This is a genomic window from Paeniglutamicibacter sulfureus, assembly GCF_039535115.1.
In the GTDB taxonomy this organism is placed as follows: domain Bacteria; phylum Actinomycetota; class Actinomycetes; order Actinomycetales; family Micrococcaceae; genus Paeniglutamicibacter; species Paeniglutamicibacter sulfureus.
The window spans coordinates 2,971,267-2,990,939 of sequence record NZ_BAAAWO010000001.1; the positions used below are offsets into that span (position 1 = coordinate 2,971,267).

General features: G+C 66.7%; 19 protein-coding genes and 1 riboswitch. Of the genes, 6 read left to right on the plus strand and 13 right to left on the minus strand.

Annotation, left to right across the window (positions count from 1 at the left end):
* Positions 1-24 precede the first annotated feature (24 nt).
* The 3 genes from ABD687_RS13595 to ABD687_RS13605 form a co-directional block, all read right to left on the minus strand.
* Positions 25-888 carry an ABC transporter permease gene (locus ABD687_RS13595; protein WP_310290358.1) on the minus strand — a complete coding sequence of 288 codons (864 nt, stop codon included), beginning with the start codon at positions 886-888 and terminating at the stop codon, positions 25-27.
* A complete protein-coding gene (locus ABD687_RS13600) occupies positions 885-1,835 on the minus strand; it encodes an ATP-binding cassette domain-containing protein (RefSeq protein WP_302263654.1) in 951 nt (316 codons plus the stop codon). Before ABD687_RS13600 ends, ABD687_RS13595 begins: the two co-directional genes overlap by 4 nt.
* A 146-nt stretch (positions 1,836-1,981) precedes the next feature.
* Positions 1,982-2,581 (minus strand): CGNR zinc finger domain-containing protein, encoded by a 600-nt coding sequence (locus ABD687_RS13605; RefSeq protein WP_310290356.1) that lies wholly within the window; start codon positions 2,579-2,581, stop codon positions 1,982-1,984.
* 88 nt (positions 2,582-2,669) lie between these two features.
* Between ABD687_RS13605 and ABD687_RS13610 the strand changes: the two genes are divergently transcribed.
* Positions 2,670-3,737: an LLM class flavin-dependent oxidoreductase gene (locus ABD687_RS13610; RefSeq protein ID WP_310290352.1), complete on the plus strand. Its 1,068-nt coding sequence runs from the start codon at positions 2,670-2,672 to the stop codon at positions 3,735-3,737.
* A 9-nt stretch (positions 3,738-3,746) separates the two neighbouring features.
* On the opposite strand, the gene ABD687_RS13615 is transcribed toward ABD687_RS13610, so the two are convergent.
* Both ABD687_RS13615 and ABD687_RS13620 read right to left on the minus strand, forming a co-directional pair.
* On the minus strand, positions 3,747-4,415 hold the full coding sequence (locus tag ABD687_RS13615) for a response regulator (protein ID WP_302263651.1): 669 nt from the start codon (positions 4,413-4,415) through the stop codon (positions 3,747-3,749).
* Positions 4,403-5,644 (minus strand): sensor histidine kinase, encoded by a 1,242-nt coding sequence (locus ABD687_RS13620; RefSeq protein WP_310290349.1) that lies wholly within the window; start codon positions 5,642-5,644, stop codon positions 4,403-4,405. Before ABD687_RS13620 ends, ABD687_RS13615 begins: the two co-directional genes overlap by 13 nt.
* A gap of 133 nt (positions 5,645-5,777) precedes the next feature.
* Between ABD687_RS13620 and ABD687_RS13625 the strand changes: the two genes are divergently transcribed.
* The 3 genes from ABD687_RS13625 to ABD687_RS13635 all read left to right on the plus strand — a co-directional run bounded on the left by ABD687_RS13625 (position 5,778) and on the right by ABD687_RS13635 (position 8,423).
* Positions 5,778-6,842, plus strand: a complete 1,065-nt coding sequence (locus ABD687_RS13625) for a CPBP family intramembrane glutamic endopeptidase (RefSeq protein ID WP_310290346.1) — start codon at positions 5,778-5,780, stop codon at positions 6,840-6,842.
* Between the two features lie 68 nt (positions 6,843-6,910).
* The gene (locus tag ABD687_RS13630; protein WP_310290343.1) at positions 6,911-7,555 is read left to right on the plus strand and encodes a hypothetical protein; all 645 of its coding nucleotides are present in this window, start codon (positions 6,911-6,913) and stop codon (positions 7,553-7,555) included.
* Positions 7,556-7,682: 127 nt separating this feature from the next.
* Complete coding sequence (locus ABD687_RS13635; protein ID WP_302263647.1) at positions 7,683-8,423, plus strand: SGNH/GDSL hydrolase family protein; 741 nt, start codon at positions 7,683-7,685, stop codon at positions 8,421-8,423.
* A gap of 12 nt (positions 8,424-8,435) precedes the next feature.
* On the opposite strand, the gene ABD687_RS13640 is transcribed toward ABD687_RS13635, so the two are convergent.
* The 5 genes from ABD687_RS13640 to ABD687_RS13660 form a co-directional block, all read right to left on the minus strand.
* A complete protein-coding gene (locus ABD687_RS13640) occupies positions 8,436-9,071 on the minus strand; it encodes a response regulator transcription factor (RefSeq protein WP_302263646.1) in 636 nt (211 codons plus the stop codon).
* The gene (locus ABD687_RS13645; RefSeq protein WP_302266384.1) at positions 9,064-10,293 is read right to left on the minus strand and encodes a sensor histidine kinase; all 1,230 of its coding nucleotides are present in this window, start codon (positions 10,291-10,293) and stop codon (positions 9,064-9,066) included. The genes ABD687_RS13640 and ABD687_RS13645 overlap by 8 nt, the downstream gene beginning before the upstream one ends.
* Positions 10,294-10,552: 259 nt before the next feature.
* The gene (locus tag ABD687_RS13650; protein WP_302263645.1) at positions 10,553-11,965 is read right to left on the minus strand and encodes a phytoene desaturase family protein; all 1,413 of its coding nucleotides are present in this window, start codon (positions 11,963-11,965) and stop codon (positions 10,553-10,555) included.
* A complete protein-coding gene (locus tag ABD687_RS13655) occupies positions 11,955-13,394 on the minus strand; it encodes a glycosyltransferase family 87 protein (protein WP_310290337.1) in 1,440 nt (479 codons plus the stop codon). Before ABD687_RS13655 ends, ABD687_RS13650 begins: the two co-directional genes overlap by 11 nt.
* Positions 13,395-13,471: 77 nt before the next feature.
* Positions 13,472-13,921 (minus strand): SRPBCC family protein, encoded by a 450-nt coding sequence (locus ABD687_RS13660; protein ID WP_310290334.1) that lies wholly within the window; start codon positions 13,919-13,921, stop codon positions 13,472-13,474.
* 149 nt (positions 13,922-14,070) lie between these two features.
* On the opposite strand from ABD687_RS13660, the gene ABD687_RS13665 reads away from it, so the two are divergent.
* A complete protein-coding gene (locus ABD687_RS13665) occupies positions 14,071-15,786 on the plus strand; it encodes an alkaline phosphatase D family protein (RefSeq protein WP_264271105.1) in 1,716 nt (571 codons plus the stop codon).
* 95 nt (positions 15,787-15,881) lie between these two features.
* Here the strand turns inward: ABD687_RS13665 and ABD687_RS13670 are convergent, their stop codons facing one another.
* From ABD687_RS13670 to ABD687_RS13680, 3 genes are all read right to left on the minus strand, one after another.
* Positions 15,882-16,835 (minus strand): acyl-CoA thioesterase, encoded by a 954-nt coding sequence (locus tag ABD687_RS13670; protein ID WP_310290330.1) that lies wholly within the window; start codon positions 16,833-16,835, stop codon positions 15,882-15,884.
* 111 nt (positions 16,836-16,946) lie between these two features.
* Positions 16,947-17,501, minus strand: a complete 555-nt coding sequence (locus tag ABD687_RS13675; RefSeq protein WP_302263641.1) for an NAD(P)H-dependent oxidoreductase — start codon at positions 17,499-17,501, stop codon at positions 16,947-16,949.
* A 254-nt stretch (positions 17,502-17,755) separates the two neighbouring features.
* Positions 17,756-18,793: a M23 family metallopeptidase gene (locus ABD687_RS13680; RefSeq protein WP_310290327.1), complete on the minus strand. Its 1,038-nt coding sequence runs from the start codon at positions 18,791-18,793 to the stop codon at positions 17,756-17,758.
* A 3-nt stretch (positions 18,794-18,796) separates the two neighbouring features.
* Positions 18,797-18,971, minus strand: a riboswitch (cyclic di-AMP (ydaO/yuaA leader).
* A 439-nt stretch (positions 18,972-19,410) separates the two neighbouring features.
* Here ABD687_RS13680 and ABD687_RS13685 point away from each other — a divergent pair.
* Positions 19,411-19,653, plus strand: coding sequence for a hypothetical protein (locus ABD687_RS13685; protein ID WP_344761002.1), 243 nt, complete (start codon positions 19,411-19,413; stop codon positions 19,651-19,653).
* The last annotated feature ends 20 nt before the right edge of the window (positions 19,654-19,673 follow it).

The following is a 19,673-nucleotide window of genomic DNA, read 5'->3' on the forward strand; positions in this document are numbered from 1 at the left end:
GAGCCTATCGACCAATGGCCGGTTCTAGATATCGCGGCGCTGCAGCAACATTGCGGCGGCGGCCAGCGGGATGGCGATCCAGGCACCGACCACGAGGCCGGCGGCCCAGGTCTCCAGGGCCCCTTCGGCGCCTGGGATCTGCATCAGCGCGGTTCCGGCGTGGTCGGGTAGGAATCGAGCGGCATCGGCCAGCCATTCCACCATGCCTGAGAGCCCGTCGACGGTGATGGGAAGCACGAAGAAGAGGGCTGCAAGCACCACGATGCCGCCGGCGGAATTCCTCAGCATCGCACCCAAGGCCAGGCCGATCAGCGAGACCATCACGACGTAGAGCACCCCGAACCAGAGGTTGCGTCCGAAGGCCTCGGAGGCGAAGTCCAGCGGAAGGTTGTAGTTGTCGGCGATCGGCTTGGTGACCAGGAAAGCGGACAGGATCGATGCCAGCGCGACGAGTGCCGAAACGATGGTGACCATCAGGGTCTTGGCCCAGAACACCGGCTGCCGCGTGGGAGTCGCCACGAAGGTGGAACGGGCCGAGCCCGTCGCGAACTCGGAACTCATCACCATGACGGCGAGTGCGCCGATGATCAACTGGGCAACCATCAGCCCGCTGACAGGCAATGAGGCGGCAAGGACATTCATGTCCCCCATCTGCGCCGCCATTTCCGGTTCGGACGCCATGGCCTCCAGGGATGCACCGACGCCCCAGGTGCCGAGCGCGGCGATCCCCGTCATGGCCACGAAGGTGGCCATGACCAGGATCAGCGTGGAGGGCAGCGAGAAGAACTTGATGAACTCGCTGCGCAAAACGCCGGCGAAGCTGAGCTTTCCGCCACCGGCGGCACCGGGTGCGGCGGTACGTGGTCGTTTCATGGTCGTGGTGCTCATGGCTGGTCCTGCTTTCCGGTGGTCGCGGCGGCAAGCTCGTTGCCAAGGTGGGAGTGGTACTCGACCTCGTCCTGCGTCAGCGCCATGTAGGCGGCTTCGAGGGACTGCTGGATGGGCGTCAGCTCGTGGAGCAGGATCTGCAATTCCATCGCGCGGGTTGCAATTGCCCGGCCATCGAGTCCGACGACCTGGATGGTTTGCGCATCGACTCGGGTCAGGTGAACGTCCTGCGCGGCCAACGCATTCATCAGGTCCTCGGCCGAATCGGTCTTGACCTTGCAGGTGGGCACATTCGCCCCGTCAATGATTTGCTCGATCGGGGCATCGGCGAGGATCCGGCCGCGGCCGATGACGATGAGGTGGTCGGCGGTCAACGCCATCTCGCTCATCAGGTGCGAGGAGATGAACACCGTCTTGCCCTGTGCCGCTTGGTGGCGGGCGAGGTTCCGGACCCACAGCACGCCCTCCGGGTCCAGGCCATTGACCGGTTCATCGAGGATCAGCGTCTGCGGGTCGCCCAGCAGTGCCACGGCGATGCCCAGGCGCTGGCCCATCCCCAGGGAAAAGCCGCCGACCTTCTTGGTCGCGACGGAACCGAGTCCGGTGAGCTCGATGACCTCGTCGACGCGGGTATTGGGGATCGAGTGGGTCGCGGCAAGGGCCCGCAGGTGGGTGCGCGCGCTGCGCGACCGGTGGACGGACTTGGCTTCGAGCAGGGCGCCGACCTCGCGCAACGGCGCATGGTGTTCGGCGTACCTGCGGCCGTTCACGCTCACGCTGCCGAAGGTCGGCCGGTCGAGGCCGACGATCATGCGCATGGTGGTGGATTTTCCCGCGCCGTTCGGGCCGAGGAATCCAGTGACCTTGCCTGGCTGGACGGTAAAGGAGATCCCGTCCACCGCACGCTTGGTGCCATAGTTCTTGGTCAGTGCCGTTGCTGTGATCATGTCTTCAACGTTACGGAGGATCGCCTCCGCGGTCGCCGCCCAAGCGGATGATCTTCACGGAATCGACAGTCACTCTTTCGGCGTACGGGTTTACCCTGAGGGATACCGGCGCCCAGGCGCTGGTGCCGCCCGACGAGGGCCTGGGATCAGCCGGCCTGGGCCCGCCCCAGCTTGCGGGCGTATGCCCGGGCCGCGCGCACGCGGTCGCCGCAGCGGGTGGAGCACCAGCAGCGCCGGGCGTGCGTCCGCAGCAGGAACCGGTCGCAGGAGCTGGCCTCGCATTGTGCGATCAGCTCGGCCTGGCCGCCGGTCAGCAAGGCGGCCGCGTCCTCCGCGATCTGGGCCATGGCGTGTTCGACCAGTTGGGTCACGGGATGTCGCAGGACCCTGCGCAGTCCGCTGCCGGTGTCATACTGCAGCAGCGGTGCGCTGGGCACCTTCACCAACGCCTGGTTCACGCTCTCCACTGCCTCCGGCGCCGGAGCGCCGCCCGCCACCTGGGCGGTGAAGAGGGTGCGCAAATTTCCGCGCAACTTCGTCAGCTGGTCCTGGCAATAGGCCAGCAGGGCGGTTTCGGCCGGAACCAGTCGCTGTCCGACGAGCCACGCGGTGGCTTCGGCCGGGCTCCCCAGGTCGTCCGCCACGCGTCCGCCGGGAAGGCTCACGACGCTATTGACCAGGGCGAGGCTCGGGTGGTCGTCGGCGCCGGGCGCGGGGGGAAGCGGGATCCTTGACATAGATCTCATGTTACCAGCTGTATTTTCCCGTGATAAGCCGGTAGGCTGACTATCACGCCTATCTGATACTTCTTCCGTGATAATTGAGAGAGAACCCATGAACCAGTCACGCCCCCTGGGCAACGCGCCCTTCGTCTTTTCGGTGCTCGACAATGCCATCACCGGTGTCGGGCAGACGGCGCAGGAGACCTTCGAGGAGATCATCGCACTGGCGCAGTTGGCCGAGAAGCGCGGCCTCGAGCGCTTCTGGATGTCCGAGCACCACGCCATGCCCGGTGCCGTGACCTCCTCGCCCCAGCTGATGGTGGCCCGCCTGACCGGCGAGACGCAGCGTATCCGGCTCGGGGCCGGTGGCGTCATGCTGCCCAACCACTCACCCTTGGTGATCGCCGAGCAGTTCGGCATGCTCGAGTCGCTCGCCCCGGGGCGCATCGACCTCGGCCTGGGCCGCGCGCCGGGAACCGACGGGCAGACGGCGGCGGCACTGCGGCGGCGCCACAACGCCAACGACGACTTCCCCCAGCAGGTGCTGGAACTGCTCGGCTTCATCGAGGACGACTTCCCGCAGGGGCACCCGTACCGGGACGTCCACGCCGTGCCGGGTCCCTGGCTGGCGGAACAGAACCGGGTGCCGCGGCCCGAGACGAATCCCGAGGTCTGGATCCTGGGCTCCTCCCCGTACTCGGCGCAGCTGGCGGGCCAGCTCGGCCGCCCTTACGCCTTCGCCCGGCAGTTCGGCAGCGCCGACGTCGTCACGGCCATGCGGCTGTACCGCGAGAACTTCCGGCCCTCGGCGTTGCTGGACCAGCCCTACAGCCTGGTCAGCGTGGGCGCGATCGCCGACAACGACCCGGCCGAGGCGCGCCGCCAGTCCACGTCCACGGCGATGGCGATGATGCGCATGTTCCAGCGCAAGCCCTTTGCCATGCTGCCCCCGGACGAGGTCGCGGCCTACCCGGCCAACGACCACGAACGCGCGATCCTCGAGGAATGGACCGACCGCACGCTCCACGGCACCGCCGCGGACCCGGCCCAGGGCCTGGAGCTGCTCCACCGCCAGACGGGGGTCGACGAAGTGATGCTCGTGGTCGGCGGCCACTCGCGCCAGGCCCAGACCCGGACCGTGGAGCTGATCGCCGACCACTACGCCCTTCCCGTGTTGTAGTCCGGGACGCTAGCGGTCCTCGGATTCGAAGACGCAGAGCGCGACCTGGACGCGGTTGTCTGCGTCGAGCTTGTCCAGCACCCTCCCGATGTGGGTTTTCACCGTTGCCAGCGAGATGAACAGCTCCTCGGCGATTTCCTGGTTGGAGCTGCCGCGCGCCATCGCCGCGGCGATCTCGCGTTCCCGCTCGGTGAGCACAGCTAGCCTTTCGAGTGCTGCGTTGCGCCGGGTGGATTCCGGCCGCGAGCCGGCAACGGCGATGAGCTGCCTGGTCACCGACTCCGAGAGCATGGTGCGCCCGGCGGCAACCTGGTTGATCGCCTCCATGAGCTCGGCCGGCGGTGTGTCCTTGAGCAGGAAACCGCTGGCTCCCATCCTGAGCGCCGAAAGCACCATGTCGTCGGTGTTGAACGTGGTCAGGACGAGGATCTTTTGCTCCGGGCTGGCCCGCAGGATGGCCTCGCTTGCGGCCAGCCCGTCCATGACCGGCATCCGGATGTCCATGAGCACCAGGTCCGGTGACAGTTCCGCGACCATCGACACCGCCGAGCGGCCGTCGGCGCATTCGCCGACCACATCGATGCGCGGGTCGGATTCGAGGATCATGCGCAGTCCTGCCCGCACCAGGTTCTCGTCGTCGACCAGCATGATGCGAATCGACTCGCCTACTGTCCCCACGGCAGCCACACCTTCAGCACGAATTCTCCCTTGGTCCCCGGATCGATCTGCAGTTCCCCGCCGGCCAGCCGCACCCTCTCGGCCAGGCCGGTCAGCCCCAGACCCGAGCTGGGCAGGGACCCTGCACCCGAGACGAGGGACGGAACCTCGGTCAGTCGGTTGGAGACGCGCAGGGACAGCCGGTCCTCCGCGTGGCCTCCGATCTCCAGCATGACGTCTTGCCCGGGCGCGTGCCGGCGGGCATTGGTCAGCGCCTCCTGGACGATCCGGTACAGGTGGCGCCCGGTGGACTCGGACAGGACGTCCAGGCGTTCTCGCGTTTCCGCTTCCAGGACCAACTGGACTTCGGTGCCCACCGCACGGCTGGCATCCAGGATTTCCTGCAACTGCCCGAGGTTCGGCTGCGGCCTGGCCAATTCGCCGTCAAAGAGCGTGTTGGGGTCGCGCAGCATCCCCAGCACCTCGCGCAGCTCGCCCAGGGCCAGGTGGGAGTTTTCGCGGATGACGCCGGCCGTCTGCCTCGTTTGCTCCGGCGTCAGGTCGCTGCGGAATTCCAACGCCCCGGAGTGCAGGGCGACCAACGAGAGCCGGTGTGCCAGGACGTCGTGCATTTCGCGCGCTATGCGGGTGCGCTCGTCGGCCTTGGCCGCGTGGAGCTGTGCCTCCCGTTCGCGCTCGGCACTGTGCACTTGCCGGCGCAGGGAAACGGCGAGCTGCCGCCGACCCCCGACGTACATCCCCAAAAGCACCATCAACCCGACCATGACCAATGCCACGATGCCCACTTGCCACCAAGTGGTCGTGTCGTCTTCCGCCACCAGCTCGGCACCCACCAGGTACTCCCCCAGCGGCACGGCGGCCAGGAACATCGCCGAAATGCCCGCGATCTCCCAGGGCCTCCTCCGGGTGGCCAGGGAAATCACGCCCAGCACAGCGAACCCTGCGCCGATGGAGGACGGAATCGACAGCAGCACCAGGGCCGCCGAGATGGGCACCGGGTAGCGATGGCGGAAGGGATAGAGCAGCAGGGCGGCCAGCCCGCACAGCATGTCCAGGCCCACCAGCAGGCCCACCGCGTCCATGTCCGCCTCGGAGTCCGGCGAATACGATTCGTAGACAAAGGAAAAGAAGACGAATCCGAGCACGAGGCCCAGACCCACGCGCCAGGCCTGGGACAGGAACCGGCGCAGTCGGGTGCGCGGGGCGGTCGGTTCGAGTTCCGTGGTCATGGGCTTAACGTTACCGGCGGGGCCCGTGGCCCGGTATCGACCGAAAGGACCACGTGGGACCGTCTTCCTGGCCGCGGAAAGATCGTCCCAATTGGCGAGGCGCCACGGGCCCCTGGTGATACAGAATGGTGACATGAACACGATCCCGCCGCCGCAACTGCCCCCGGCACAGAACCCGCAGCCCGGCCAGCACCCAGCCCAATGGGTTCCGGTGCCCCCGGCGCCCCCGGTCCCGGCCGAACCGCTGCCATTCCACCGGCTGGCCCGCACCTACTCCGCCTACCGCTGGTGGAAGACGCCGCTAGTGGGGCTCATTGCCCTGGGCCTGTACCTGGGCCTACTGCTGCTGGCTGCGATCGTCTTTGTCTTCGTCGCCATCGGAAACCCGGAACTGGAGAGTGCCGCCGACGAAGTCATGATCTCCATCGATTCGATCGACATGTCCGACCCGTTCGTTTTTGTCATCTCCATGGTCTCCCTGATCCTGATGCTGCCGGTGATCCTGCTGGCAACCCGGATGATGAATGTCCAGAAGGTCGGATCGCTGACCTCGGTGGCCGGACGCATGCGCTGGGGCTGGCTGGGGCTGTGCGCGTTGGTTGCCCTCGGCGTGCTGGGGCTAAGCTTCGGCATCACCTTCGTCGTGGACGCCTTGTCCGGGCTCGGCTTCAGCCCGGATTTCAACGCCCCGGACATGTGGCTCTTGCTCGGGCTGACCATCCTGCTCGTGCCGTTCCAGGCCACCGCCGAGGAGTATGTGTTCCGCGGGTACCTGATGCAGCTGGTGGGCGGCTGGCTGCGCCATCCAGCCTTCGCAATCCTGTTGCCCATTCCCCTCTTCATGATGGGACATGCCTACGACATCTACGGTCAGCTGGATGTGGGTTTCTTCGCTCTGGCCGCAGGTTGGCTCACGTGGCGCACCGGCGGGCTGGAGGCGGCCATTGCCCTGCACGTGGTCAACAACTCCGCCATCTTCTCCCTGGGCGCCATCGGCCTGGTCGATGTCAGCGTCACCGAAAGCAACCTGCCCAGCCTCATCGCATCGATGGCCACCACGACGGTCTTCGTCCTGGTCATCGTCTGGCTGGCGAACAGGCGCAAGATCCAGCGGCTCAGCGTCCCGCCCGCGGCGGCACCGGCGATCGCCCCACCGGGTTATTGGGTGCAGCCCGGGGACGCACCGCGCCAGCCCTGAGCCGGGTTGCCGGGTTCGGCGGCGCATCCCGGTGTAGGTTTGGGCAAACATCGTTGAAAGGGTTCACCGTGAAGGCAACCGGCCGCAGCGCCCGCAGGACCTCGATGGCGATCCTGCCGCTGGCAGCAACGATGCTGCTGCTGGCCGGATGCGTTCCGTTGGACGGACCGGCGCCAACCCCCTCGGCGTCCGCATCGCCCTCGGCACCGGCCAAGAGAGCCGGAGGCGACCCGAACAATTGGGCGAGCTGCGAGTATCCGGTCATTACCTCGGGTCCACCTCGCGAGGAGGACTGGAGAATCATCGGAGCCATGGAACTGGACACGACCTCGGGTGGGAAGAAAACCACGCAATACCTCAGCGAGAGCTATGAAGCGACGATCAGTTGGGACGGGGCCGGCCCTTCCACCGGTAGGTTCACCGAGGATATCGGCGACACCATCGGCTACCCCACGCTGGGCGGCATTGAAGGGCTGGACGGCGTTGTGGAGTTGCTTGAGTCCATCGAGGAACCAACCAAGACACTGGGCTACCAGGCCGTAAGACAAGTCTCCGTGCCGATCACCCTGGAGTGCGGAAACCTCTCCGACCAGGGAAGGGTCAACAGCTGGAAAGACAAGGAGCGGGGAGTCTTCGATTGCTCGGAGAACGAGGGCGAGATCGTCGATTCCCCCATTCCCATGGCCCGGGATAAATACTGCCCCGAAAGCTGATCCCAGGCCCGCGCGCCGACGCCCCTGCCGACGCCAAGACGCTGCGCGTACGCTGGGGAGCGACAGTCGTTTTGAAGGAGGGCGCCGCCAAGGCGGCGTACCTGGTTCGGCCAGAAAGGGACCAAACATGGAGCATGCTCCGCGGCGATGGCGCCAAGCCCCCGTTCCTCTGCTGCTGGCACTGACGGGGGCGTTGGTCCTTGCCGGCTGCCAAGGCACCGGGTCCACGACCTCCACCCCGGACTCCTCGTCGGTGTCGGCCTCGACCTCCGTGCGCAGCGTGGTGATCATCGGCGATTCGCTGAGCACCGGTTTTGGCACCAGCGCCGAGAACGCCTGGCCGAACCTCATCGCCATGGCGCCCGGGGACGACTCGATGCAGCTGAATCTGCTCAACGCTGCGCAAAACGGCAGCGGCTATCTCAACGTCGGCGTCACCGGCTCCACCTTCGCCCTTCAGGTGGAACAGGCTCTGACACCGGACGCCGACCTGGTGGTGTTCTTCGGCTCAATAAACGATCTTCACCAAGACCCCACGGAGCTGGCGGCTGCCGTGGGCCGAACGTACGCGGCGGCCAGGGAGAGGGCGCCGCGCTCCGCATTCCTGGTGGTTGGGCCACCGGCGTACAGCACCCGGCCGGAGGCAAGGTTCCTGGCGCTGCGGGACGCGGTCAAACAAGAGGCGCAAGCCGCCGGGGCAATGTACGTCGATCCCATCGAACGGGGCTGGGTCGTCGCTGATGCCGAGCGATTCGTGGGCCCGGACGGACTGCATCCCTCGGTGGAGGGGCACCGCCACCTGCGGGAAAAGATGGAGGCGCTCATTCTCGGGGCGCTCAAGGGGCAGCCCGACGTCGCGGCCCGGTAGCCGGCCCACGATTCAGCGAATGACCCTGTTCGCCCGGGCCCTGTCGATGGCGGCGGTGCGGTTGTCCACCCCGAGCTTGTCGTAGATGTGGATCAGGTGCGTCTTGACCGTGGACTGGGAGATGAACAGTTCCGCGGCGATCTCCTTGTTGCTCCGCCCGCGGGCCAGCAGCTGCAGCAACTCGAGCTCGCGCGGACTCAGGTCGGTGGAGTTGGCACGGGCCTCGGGGGTCACCCTGGCGGCAAGGTCCGCCGAGAGCACCTGCTCCCCCATTGCGGCGGCCTCGACCGCCGCGAGCACCTCGGGCAGCGGGGCGTCCTTCAGCAGGTAGCCTGCCGCCCCGGCATCCAGCGCCGCCCGGATGTCGGCGTCCGAGTCGTAGGTGGTCAGGATCAGCACCGGCGGGCCGTTCTCGGCACGGATCTTCTTTGTGGCGGTGACACCGTCCATGCCGTCCATCTGCAGGTCCATGAGCACCACATCCACGCGCTGGCCCAAGGTCTTCAACCGCTCCAGCTGCGCCAGGGCCGCGGCCCCGTCGGAGGCCTCTGCCAGCACCGAGAGCCCGCCCTGTTCGGTGAGCACCGCGCGAAGGCCCGCCCGCACCACCGGGTGGTCATCGACCAGCATGATCTTCAGATTAGGCATCGTCCTGGCTTCCTTCCGTGGTGAAGGGGATGCGAACGCCCAGCACCGTTCCCTCCCCGGGGGTTGATTCGATCTCCAGGGAACCCCCCAGTAGTCCCAGGCGCTCGCGCAGCCCGGCCAGCCCATAGCCGGTGCCGTCGGCACGCGGCTCAAGAGGAAGTTGTGCGAGGTGCATGCCGTCCCCGTCGTCAAACACATCAAGGGTCACGGCATCCGGCAGGTACCCCAGGCTGAGGACAGCGCGTTTGGCGTGCGCGTGGGCAGCGACGTTGGCCAGCCCGGACTGGGCGGCGCGGATAAGTGCCGCGGAAACCTCGGCGGGAAGCGCGGTGGCCGGGCCGTCCTGCCGAAAGGTGATCTCGAAACCGCGGCCGGCTGCCGCCGCGGTGCGTTCGGTGGCGACACAGAGTCGGCGCAACTTTCCGACCAGGGAATGGGCTCCGTCGCCGGCCGTGGATAGGTCGGCCACGAAATCGCGGGCCTCGGCGAGGTTTTCGGCGGCGGTGGCGCCGATGGTTTCGAGGCGTTCGGCCGCAGCCCGGGTGTCCCCCGCCGCCAGGGCTGCCGTGGCGGATCGGGAAACCAGCACGATGCTGGAGAGCCCCTGGGCCAGGGTGTCGTGGATTTCGCGGGCCAACCGGGTGCGTTCGCCCAAGGTCCCCGCGCGGTGCTGTTCCTCGGCGAGCGCCGCCCGGGTGGCCCGCAATTCGTCCAGGGCAAGGCGCTGGTTAACGCCCTCGGTGTACAACGCCCGATAGGCCATGCCCATGATGACCGCGAAGATCGCCCCGACCATCGGTCCCAGGATCTGGGGAAGGGCGAGGGACCCGGAGTGGAACCATCCGGCCGCAACGACCGAGGCGGTCAGCAGCGCCACGGCGATCAGGGAATGGCGTTGGCCCAGGATGTGCAGGTGCAGGAAGAAGAGTGGGAACGCCAGCCAGGAATAGTCCGCGTGCAGGTAGAGCAGCACGAGCCACAACAGCACAACCCCTGCAAGCCACCAATTGGCCCAGCGCACGGTATTTGGCGCCCGTCCGGCGGAATGGCGCTTTTCCGCGATGGTTCCGGCCAGATACAGCGCTGCCAACAGACCGGTGAGGGCGATGGCCGTGATCAGCCGGAGCATCGTCGTTTCGGAAAGCAGCGCGCGCACCAGCCCGACGCCCAGCAACACGGCGAAGCCGACGTGCAGCCCCACGCGCAGAACGCGCAGCACCATCTCGCCGGCCGAGGCGGTAGGGGCATCTGCGAGGCTCGGCTCGGCCCCGAGGCTGGGTTGCGGGGCAGGATCTGTCACAACACCCAGCGTAGCCGCGCACCTTCACGGACCGGCTCCACCAAATGGTTGATCCCACGCTTCGTCTTGCTCGGGAAATGGCCCGAGCTCCCCCGGTTCATGGCGGAATCTAGTGAAGTCCAAGGATGTATAAGGGAGTATAGGTTTTTTCCTATTCTTTTTACCCGCGGATTCCCGCTGCCTACCTGTGGATCCCGAACTCGTGGTCAAGGGCGCTCAGCGCCGCAAGGTGGCCGCTCATTCCGTGCACCGACGGACCCGGCGGGGTTGAACTGGAAGCCAGATAGATCCCCTTGGCCCGGGTCCGCCACGGATCGGTGGACAGCGTGGGGCGGACCAGCATGCCGCGCATGTCGGTCGCCCCGCCCGAGAGGTCCCCGCCGACCAGGTTGGGGTTCTGAGACGCCAGTCCCGGCGCGGTAACCGCCTGGCTGTATTCGATGGTGTCGGTGAAGCCCGGGGCCACGGCCTCCAGTTGGCGGTCCATTACGGCGGTGAGGTCCGCGGGGTTTCCGTTGGGCACGTGGCAATAGGCCCAGAGCACGTGCTTGCCCTCCGGCGCCCGGCTTGCATCGAAGCGGCTGGGCTGGGAAACGATCGCGTAGGGCGCGCTCGAAACATCGGTGCGCACCCGGCGCTCCTCCCTCCCAATCTGCGCGGCGGTGCCACCCAGATGGATAGTGCCGGCATTGGCAAGCTCGGTGTTGCGCCACGGCACGGGTGCGTTGAGGACATAGTGGATGAGGCAGGACCCCGGAGCCCGGCGCGTGCCGGTGAGGATGTTCTTATATTTCTGCGGCAGCACCCGCCCGGCAATGGAGGCCAGTGCCTCCGGGGAGGTGTCGAAGAGGACTGTCTTTTCGGGGATCTGGGCCAGGTCGGTGACCTCGGTGTCCAGCTCGATGCTCCCCCCGGCCTCAACGAACATGCCGGCCAACGCATCGGCGATCGCCTGCGAGCCACCGATGGGGATCGGCCACCCCCCGGAGTGCGCAGCGGCAGCGAGGAAGAGACCGGCACCTGCGGTGGCGGGCCCGCGGCCGCCGCCGGCGGTGTGGGCTGCGCACCCGGCAATCATCGCAGCGGCGAGTTCGCCGGTGCCCAGGCCCGGGACCATGAGTTGGGCCGCGCGCAGCCCGAAGACCGTGAGTGCACCGAGTTGCCGCGGGAGGCGCAGCAGCGGATGCAGCAACAGGTCGGAGGTTGTTGCCATGCGCTCAACGACGGGCCCAAGGATTCTGCGGTAGCCGTTGCCGTCCGCGCCCAGCGCCTGAACGGTCCGTTCCAGGTCCCGCCAGGCAATTCCGGTCCGGCCGTCGGGAAACGGGTGGGCGAAGGAGATCTCCGGAACCACGAAGTCGACGCGGTCCCGCAGGCCGATCTCCGCAAAGAACGGGGAGAGCAGCGCCATCGGGTGCACCGCCGAGCCCAGGTCGTGGATTGCCCCGGGGTACCCCAGCCCCCTGGTGCGCGCGGCACCTCCCACGGTGTCGTTGCGCTCAAGGAGCCGCACCGAAAGCCCCGCCCTGGCCATCGTCAGGGCTGCGGCCAGCCCGTTGGGCCCGGCCCCGATCACCGCAACGTCATGCGCCATGCTTTGCTCCCAGAACGAACCGGTCTTTCGCCCCGGCAAAGGCACCTGCCTGCGGATCGGACTGCCCCACCCGGCGCACCGGGTCCAGCTCGGGGTCGTACATCGACTGGACCACCCGGTACATCAGGTACCCGGTGGCGATCATGTGCCCCAGCACGGCAAAGACGTAGAAGGAGGTGGGGAACGTGTTGGAGGCCTGGATGTCGGCGGTGGTGGCGTAGAGGTACATCCAGATCGCCCAGAAGTGCAGCACCTCGAAGAGTTGCCAGATGAGGAAGTCCTTCCACTTCGGCCAGGCCAGTGCCGCCAGCGGGATCAGCCACACCACGAATTGCGGCGAGTAGACCTTGTTGAACATGATGAAGGAGGCGACGATGAGGAACACCAGCTGGCTCAGCCGCGGGGCCACCGGGGCGTTGAGGCCGAGATAGGCAATGAAGGCACAGCTGGCCACGAAGAGCCCCAGGGCCAGGGCATTGATGGTGGCGGCATCCAGCTCCGCCATCTGCGGCACGACGCCGGCGGTGACGTTGAAGATGTGCCAGAAGGAGGACAGCCCCGCCCCGCGGTCCTCGGTGAAGGTGAAGAAGTGCTTCCACGCGTCGAAGTTCACGAGGGCCATGGGCAGATTCACCGCCAACCAGGCCAGGGCCGCCCCGGCCAGCGAGACGATGAGCGGCTTGTACCTGCCCGTGCGGATGGCCAGCACGATCACGGCGCCGAAGAAGAGCAGCGGGAAGACCTTGATCGCGGTCCCCACACCGATGAGCACCCCGGCCAGGAAAGTGTTTTGCCGCGAGAAGGCCAGCATCGCCAGTGCCAGGCACGCCACGGCCCACATGTCCCAGTTGATCGAAGCGGCAAGGATCATCCCCGGGGCCAGTGCCACCATGGCGGCGTCCCAGGGGCGGCGCCCGGCGGTCCGTGCGGTGGCCACGACGACGACGAGCCACAGGCCCGCCACCAGGAAGAGGTTTAGGTCGAAGAAGGCCAGCGACCTGTCGAATTCACCGGCCGGCACCAAGGCAGCGGTGAGCGAGGCGATGACTGACATCAACACGGGATATTCGAACTCGGCGCCGGCGGCGAAGGGGGCGAACGCGTTCTCGGCAAAGCCGCGGGCGTGGAAGAGTGCCGTCCAGTCCGAATAGCAGGCCCACGCATAGGGGTTGGTGCCGCCCCAGCCATTGAGCCTGCAGGCATTCTTCGCCAGAACCGCCAGCAACGCACCGATCACCGTGAGGATGACCAGCACGCGTTCGACGGTGAAGAACCCGGGGGCGATGCGCCCCGGGCTGGAGTGCCTGCCCAATGGCCCGCCGATGACCTCGGTGAACTTGCGCAGGAAGGCGTCGCTGCGGCTCGGCACGGTGATGCGCATCGGTGCGAGCCGTGGCTTCGTCGGGCCCGGGGCGGGTGGTTGGCTCATGGCTTTTAGCCTAGTGCCCGGCGCCGGGAGGTGCGTGATGCGCGGTGGCGCACGGTGTTTTGCCCTTCCGGAGTGCCCTACTCGGCGCGGCCGGGGAATTGCGCGGCGAGCCGCTCGAGCGTCCGTTCCATGTTCGGCCCGGTTCTCCGGGTGAAGCCCAGGAGCCGAAGCATCCACTGGTGCCGCAGCCGGCTGGCGTCCCAGGTTTCGCTGACCAGTGTCCCGGACCCTTGGGGTTCGAGTTCGTAGCGCCAGCGGTGTCCGCTGAAATGCCTCCACGCGATCGTCCGGTCCTGCTCGAATTCGACCACTGTGTTGCTGATGCGATAGGGAACGCCCAGACGCATCTGCATGCCGAATTCGCTGCCCAGGGTCAGTCGCTGTGACCGGCTGCTGGAGGCCCGCACCGTTCCGGAGCCGTCGATGACAGGGTGCATTTCGGGATTCGTGAGCAGCTCGAAGACCTCGTGCGGTGCAGCAGCGGGGATGAAGCGCCGGCGGGTCTGCAGGTAGCGGGAGTGACTCATCAGCCCATCCTATGCACTGCCCGCACCGCGCAGCGGCACATCGGGCCAGGACGAGAGGGCGGGGTCCGGGTTTTGGTGGAATTCCGGTCTATGCCGGAGGTTTCCGGTGTGCCATTCTGGGTTGACCGGCACCACCAGGGAGAATTCCGATGAGCACTGGAACCACACCGGCCGGCCTCGGCCCGGAGACCGCCCAGGGCCTTTTGCTCGGCCCCATGCTCCGCCACGTGGACAACACCTCCGCCAGCATCTGGGTCGAAACCGCCATGGCCTGCACCGTCGAGGTCCGCTGCGGCGCGGACTCCTGGCAGGCAGCGACGTTCGGTGCCCACGGCCACCACTACGCGCTGGTCGAGGTATCCGGGCTAAAGGCGGGAACCGTCCGTCCCTACACCGTGCACCTGAACGGAAAACGTGTCTGGCCCATCGAGGACGGGTTCCCCGACTCCATGATCGCCACCCTGGATCCGGCCAAGGAACCCCGGCTGGCCTTTGGATCCTGTCGCACCAGTGTCCCGCATGACGAAGCGGGCAATCGTACGCACGGGGTCGACGCAATGCGCGCCTACGCCCTCTCCATGGCCGGGCTCGAGCACGGCCGCTGGCCCGACCTGGCATTGTTCCTTGGCGACCAGGTCTACGCGGACTCCACGAGCCTGGAAATGCAGGAGTTCATCCGCAGACGCCGCAACATCAAGGAAGCCCCCGGGGAAGAGCTGAAGGACTATGAGGAATACGCCCACCTCTATAGCCTGGCCTGGTCGGACCCGGCCAACCGCTGGCTTCTCTCCACGCTGCCCAGCGCCATGATGTTCGACGACCACGATATCCGCGACGACTGGAACTCATCCCTGGAGTGGAAACGTGAGATGCAGAAGACCGGCTGGTGGCACGAACGCATGGTTTCCGGGATCGGTTCGTACTGGATCTATCAGCACCTCGGAAACCTCTCCCCCGATCAGCGGGCTGCCGATCCGCTGTGGCGGCGCATCGCTGCCCACACGGGAACCGGCGAGCTGGACCTGACCGCCGAGCTGGACGAATTCGCCGAGCGCGTCGACGCGGAACCCGAAAGCCACAGTTGGAGCTACTGCCGGGACTGGGATGCGGTGCGCCTGATCGTGGTTGACTCCCGGGCAGCACGCACCTTGGACCCCGGGCGGCGTGCCCTGCTCGACCCGACTGAACTTGCTTGGCTTGATGGGCGGATGCGCGGCGGCTTCCGCCACCTGCTGATCGGCACCTCGTTGCCCTTCCTGCTGCCCATGGGCCTGCACCACGTGGAATCCTGGGATGAGGCCATCTCCAGCGGGAGCCGCAGAAGCCTCCGGGGCTGGCTAGGTGAGCGGTTGCGCAGGACCTTCGACCTTGAACATTGGGCGGCCTTCCAAAGCAGCTTCCAGGAGGTCGCCCGGTTTGCCACGGAGGTCGCCGACGGCAAGCGCGGACCGGTCCCGCAGACAGTCACGTTCCTCTCCGGGGATGTGCACTTTTCCTACGTTTCCGAAGTCGAACGACAGGGCGGCAGCAGAATCCTGCAGGCCGTGTGTTCCCCGATCCGCAACCCGCTGCCCCGGTTCCTGCGGTACTTTGCCGCAGCCTTGGCGCTGGGTCCCGCGGTCCCCTTCGGGGCCTGGATGGCGAGCCAGGCGCACGTGCCCAACCCCCCGTTTGCCTGGAGCGGCATCAAGGGGCCGTGGTTCGACAATTGCCTGGCCATCATTGAGGCCACCGGCGACGGACTGGAAATCAGCTGGGTCACCGGGGTGGTCCGGGATGGGGACCATATGCATCCGAGGTTGGACACCGTGGAGGTTGCCTCGCTTCGGGCGCGCGGGGACCACACGCATTCGCCGGAATCGTAAACGGGGCGGGGATCTCCAGGGCACCGCCCTGCCGGCAACCGCGGGCACCGTCCGATGCCCGGCCGCACCTGCCCCGTACGGTATTTGCCGCCGGCTCAGTACACCCGCTCCGTGGCGAATCGCAGGGGGCTCAGTTCCGCCCGCCGCCGGACCAGGTCCACGGCGTGCGCATCCAGCCGCCGGTCCTCCTCGCTGACGGGCACCAGCTGCCGCACCGCGGAAGCGCGGCCGGACTCGTCACGGGCGACGAAGATAGTCATGCACTGGGTGGTGTCGCGCCACTGAGTTTCGCGGGGGTCCCGGGCGCGCACGTGCACGGCGATGTGCATGGAATGCGGTCCGGTGTGGATCAGCCGCGCCTCGAGCTCGACGACGTCGCCGATGTGGATGGGATTGGTGAAGTGGATGCCCCCGGAATAGACGGCCACCGCATCATCCCCGCACCACCCCATGGCGCAGGCCCGGGCGACCTCGTCGATCCATCGCATCACGATCCCGCCGTGTGCGTTCCCTCCCCAGTTCACGTCCGTTGGGGAGGCCAGGAACCTGAACTTCTCGCGAGGCGCGGTGCCGGCCTCCGTGTACTCCTGCGCCAGCATGGCCTGGCGGATCTCGGCGCGCGCGGCCACGCGGTCGGCCGCCCCATGTGCCAGTTGGGCCGCTGCGGCATCGGCCGGCTTCCAGGGCGGGACCGCCTTGGCGCGGCGTTGCTCGTCCATTGCCACGAAGACCAGGATGCAGTCCATGGCGGGCTTGAAGACGCGTTCGCGCACGTCGGCGGCGTCGACGGTGACCACCACCTGCATGCTGCTGCGCCCGGTGTGCACGATCTGGGCGGTGACCTCGATCAGGTCGCCGTTTTCGATGGGCCGGGTGAAGTGGACGTTCCCGACGTAGGCGGTGACGCAGTAGCCGCCGGAGTAGCCGACGGCGCAGGCGTAGCCGGCCTTGTCGATCCACTCGAGCACGCGCCCGGCCTGGACCGTGAGCCCGTCTTCGGAAACATCGGTCGGTGCGGCCAGGAAGCGCAGCGTCATCACGTCGTTCATGTGCCAATACTAGCCATGTGCCGCCGCAACAGACGCTTGTGGCCGGCACCCGAAACAGGTACCGGCCACAGGTGCACTCATCGACCCCGAAGGGTCAATGCCATTTCTGGACTAGTTGCTTTCGGCGGCGGCGCGGATGCCCTCGAGCACTGCCGAAACCTGGCCAACAACCTCTGCGTCGTCCTTCGGGTGGGTCTCGGCGAAGCGGACCAGCGAACCCGGGATGGAGAGCTTGACGTCTTCCAGCACGGTGGCGCCGGCGATGCCGACGGCCTTGCGGGCCTCGTCCTGGGCCCACACGCCACCGAACTGGCCGTAGGCGGTGCCGATGACGGCGGCGGGCTTGCCGAAGACGGCGCCGGCGCCCATCGGGCGGGAAAGCCAGTCGATGGCGTTCTTCAGCACTGCAGGCATGGTGCCGTTGTACTCGGGGGAAACCAGCAGCAGGGCGTCGGCCGCACCGGCGGCTTCGCGCAGCGCGACGGCAGCAGCCGGAACCTGTCCCTCGACGTCGATGTCCTCGTTGTAGAACGGAATGTCCTCGATGCCGGCGTAAAGGTTTACCTCAACGCCCTCAGGGGCGTTCGCGACGGTGGCCTCGGCCAGCTGCTGGTTGGTGGAACCGTTGCGGAGGGAACCGACGAGGGTCAGGACGGTGGTTGCCATAAGAGGAAGTCTCCTGTTTTTTCGGGGGGTGCTGCTTGATGCGTCAATCAATGCCAACCACGCAATGGGCATCTCGATTCCCCACACGGCCGTGACGAGCAACACATTGGCGGATGCTCGGAAGCGGCCGCGTAGGGAGAATCGTGGGCGTTCTTGCGGTCATTGCCGTGGTGATCTGCATCGATTCAGCTTTGCAGGACGCCTTCTCGAGGTATACGAAATGAAGTCCGCCAAAAATCGGCGAGTCCTGGCCGTTACAGCCAGCCCTCGGGATTGACCCACTTGCCGTTGACGATGACCTCGAGGTGCAGGTGGGGGCCTGTTGAGTTGCCCGTGCTGCCAGCCAGGGCGACGACCTCGCCGCGCCCGACCTTTTGTCCCACGGACACCTTGAGGGCCGAGTTGTGGTTGTAGCTGGTTTCCAGCCCGTTGCCGTGGTCGATTTTGACGCGGTTGCCGGAGTGGCCGGCCCATTCGGCCTGCACGACGGTGCCGGCGGCGCTTGCCTTGATCGGTGTACCCATGGGAACTGCGTAGTCCAGGCCGTTGTGGTTCATGTACCCCGGACCGGTCGGGTTCTTGCGGAAACCAAAGCGCGACGTCAACCGGATGCTGTCCACCGGCTGGGCGAGCTTGGTGACTTTTCCGGTGTCAGCGGTGGCGGCGGGCGCCGGCTTGGCGTCCTTGGCGACCTTTGCGGCGGCAACGGTCGTGACAGGGGCCGGCTTCTTTTCCTTCTTTTCCACCTTGATGAACTTGCTGGTCACCGAGGCGCGATCGACCGTGAGCTTGTCACTGGCCGGGGCTTTGACATCCGCGACGGCGGTCTGGGCGACGCGCTGGGGCTCTGGGGCAACCTCCTCGGCCTCCTGCGCGGGGGCGGCAGCGAATGCCAGGGCGGACACGGCGGCGACTGCTGCGAGCTTGTGCGCCAACCCGAGGCGGGGGCGCCGGTCCCGGGGGGCGAACTTCCGAACGCTGTCCAGTTTGCCGGCTTCCGCAGGCATCGGCAGGGGCACCGACTGTGCACCAGATGCGGAAGGGACTTCGGCGGCGGCCATGGATGAAGCGTCCGGGGCCGCTCCATAGCGGAGGCTTGCCACGAATCGGCGGCCGGCATACTCCGTGTCATTCGGGGATTGCGCGGAATCCGGGACCGCGCCGAGTGCGCGGCGGCCCGACCGCCGGGAAGTGTTTTCGCCGCTCGCGATTTGCTCCATGGAAGCGTTGGCGGGCTTGGCATCAACGGGGCCGGACGCGCGGCGGCGCGCGGAATTATGGTGCTGGGTCAAATGATTACCTCTCATGTATCGCCTGCGAAGTTAGCTGTCGGATTCGAGTCATGAGATTAACTCGGCCGAGCCCACCAAGGTGGACTCAACTTCACCCCGAGATCCATGGTGCAAGACCAGGATCGGTTGATTGGGTCCTCCGCCCCTACCGGGAATTTTTACTCCGCGATCCGCCGGTAGGGTTGGGCGAACCGGATCGGGACTGGGTTGCCTAGATGCGACCCGATGTAAAACCCTACGAGGGTAAATACAAAAGTTACAATTCCGTTATCAATCCATGCGGCGGACAAATACGTGGGCGCCGACACCGGTCGATGGCTCTCGCTCCCTCGATCCCGTACACCCGCACAAGTGCGGACTTCCGGCACTTTCCATGGTGACTAGGAGCCCGGTCGGATGGCGTCATAGTAGGGCTGCGCCAGCAGCCCGGATTCCATCTGGATGGCAATAGTCAGGAGCTCCCCCGGGACGGTAGCTTAAATGTGATCAAGTAGACGGTGGGCCCGGGCTCTGCGGCGGTGCGGATGGTGCAGTCCAAGCCGGTCGTCGGGCTGATTCCCTCCATTGCGGCTCACCACGCCTTCAACCAGTTGCGGATAATGCGGCAGGTTCAGTAGGTGAAGACCCGCAAATCCATCCTGGGTTGGACCTTCTTCCTTAACGGGAACATTGTGGCCGCTGCGAAGTCCTTGTTGATGGACAGGACTATCACCTGCCTGCGTCTCGGCGTGCGGAAAAGGGAACACTGGCACCTCCACGCCTCGGGCAAGAAGGACCACCGTCCCCCACGAGCCGCTTGCCTGAAGGGCAAGCGGGCGGGTGACACCCTGAAGCAGGCATATTCCGTGCTGCCGTGCTGAAAGCATCTCCAGGCCGTCGC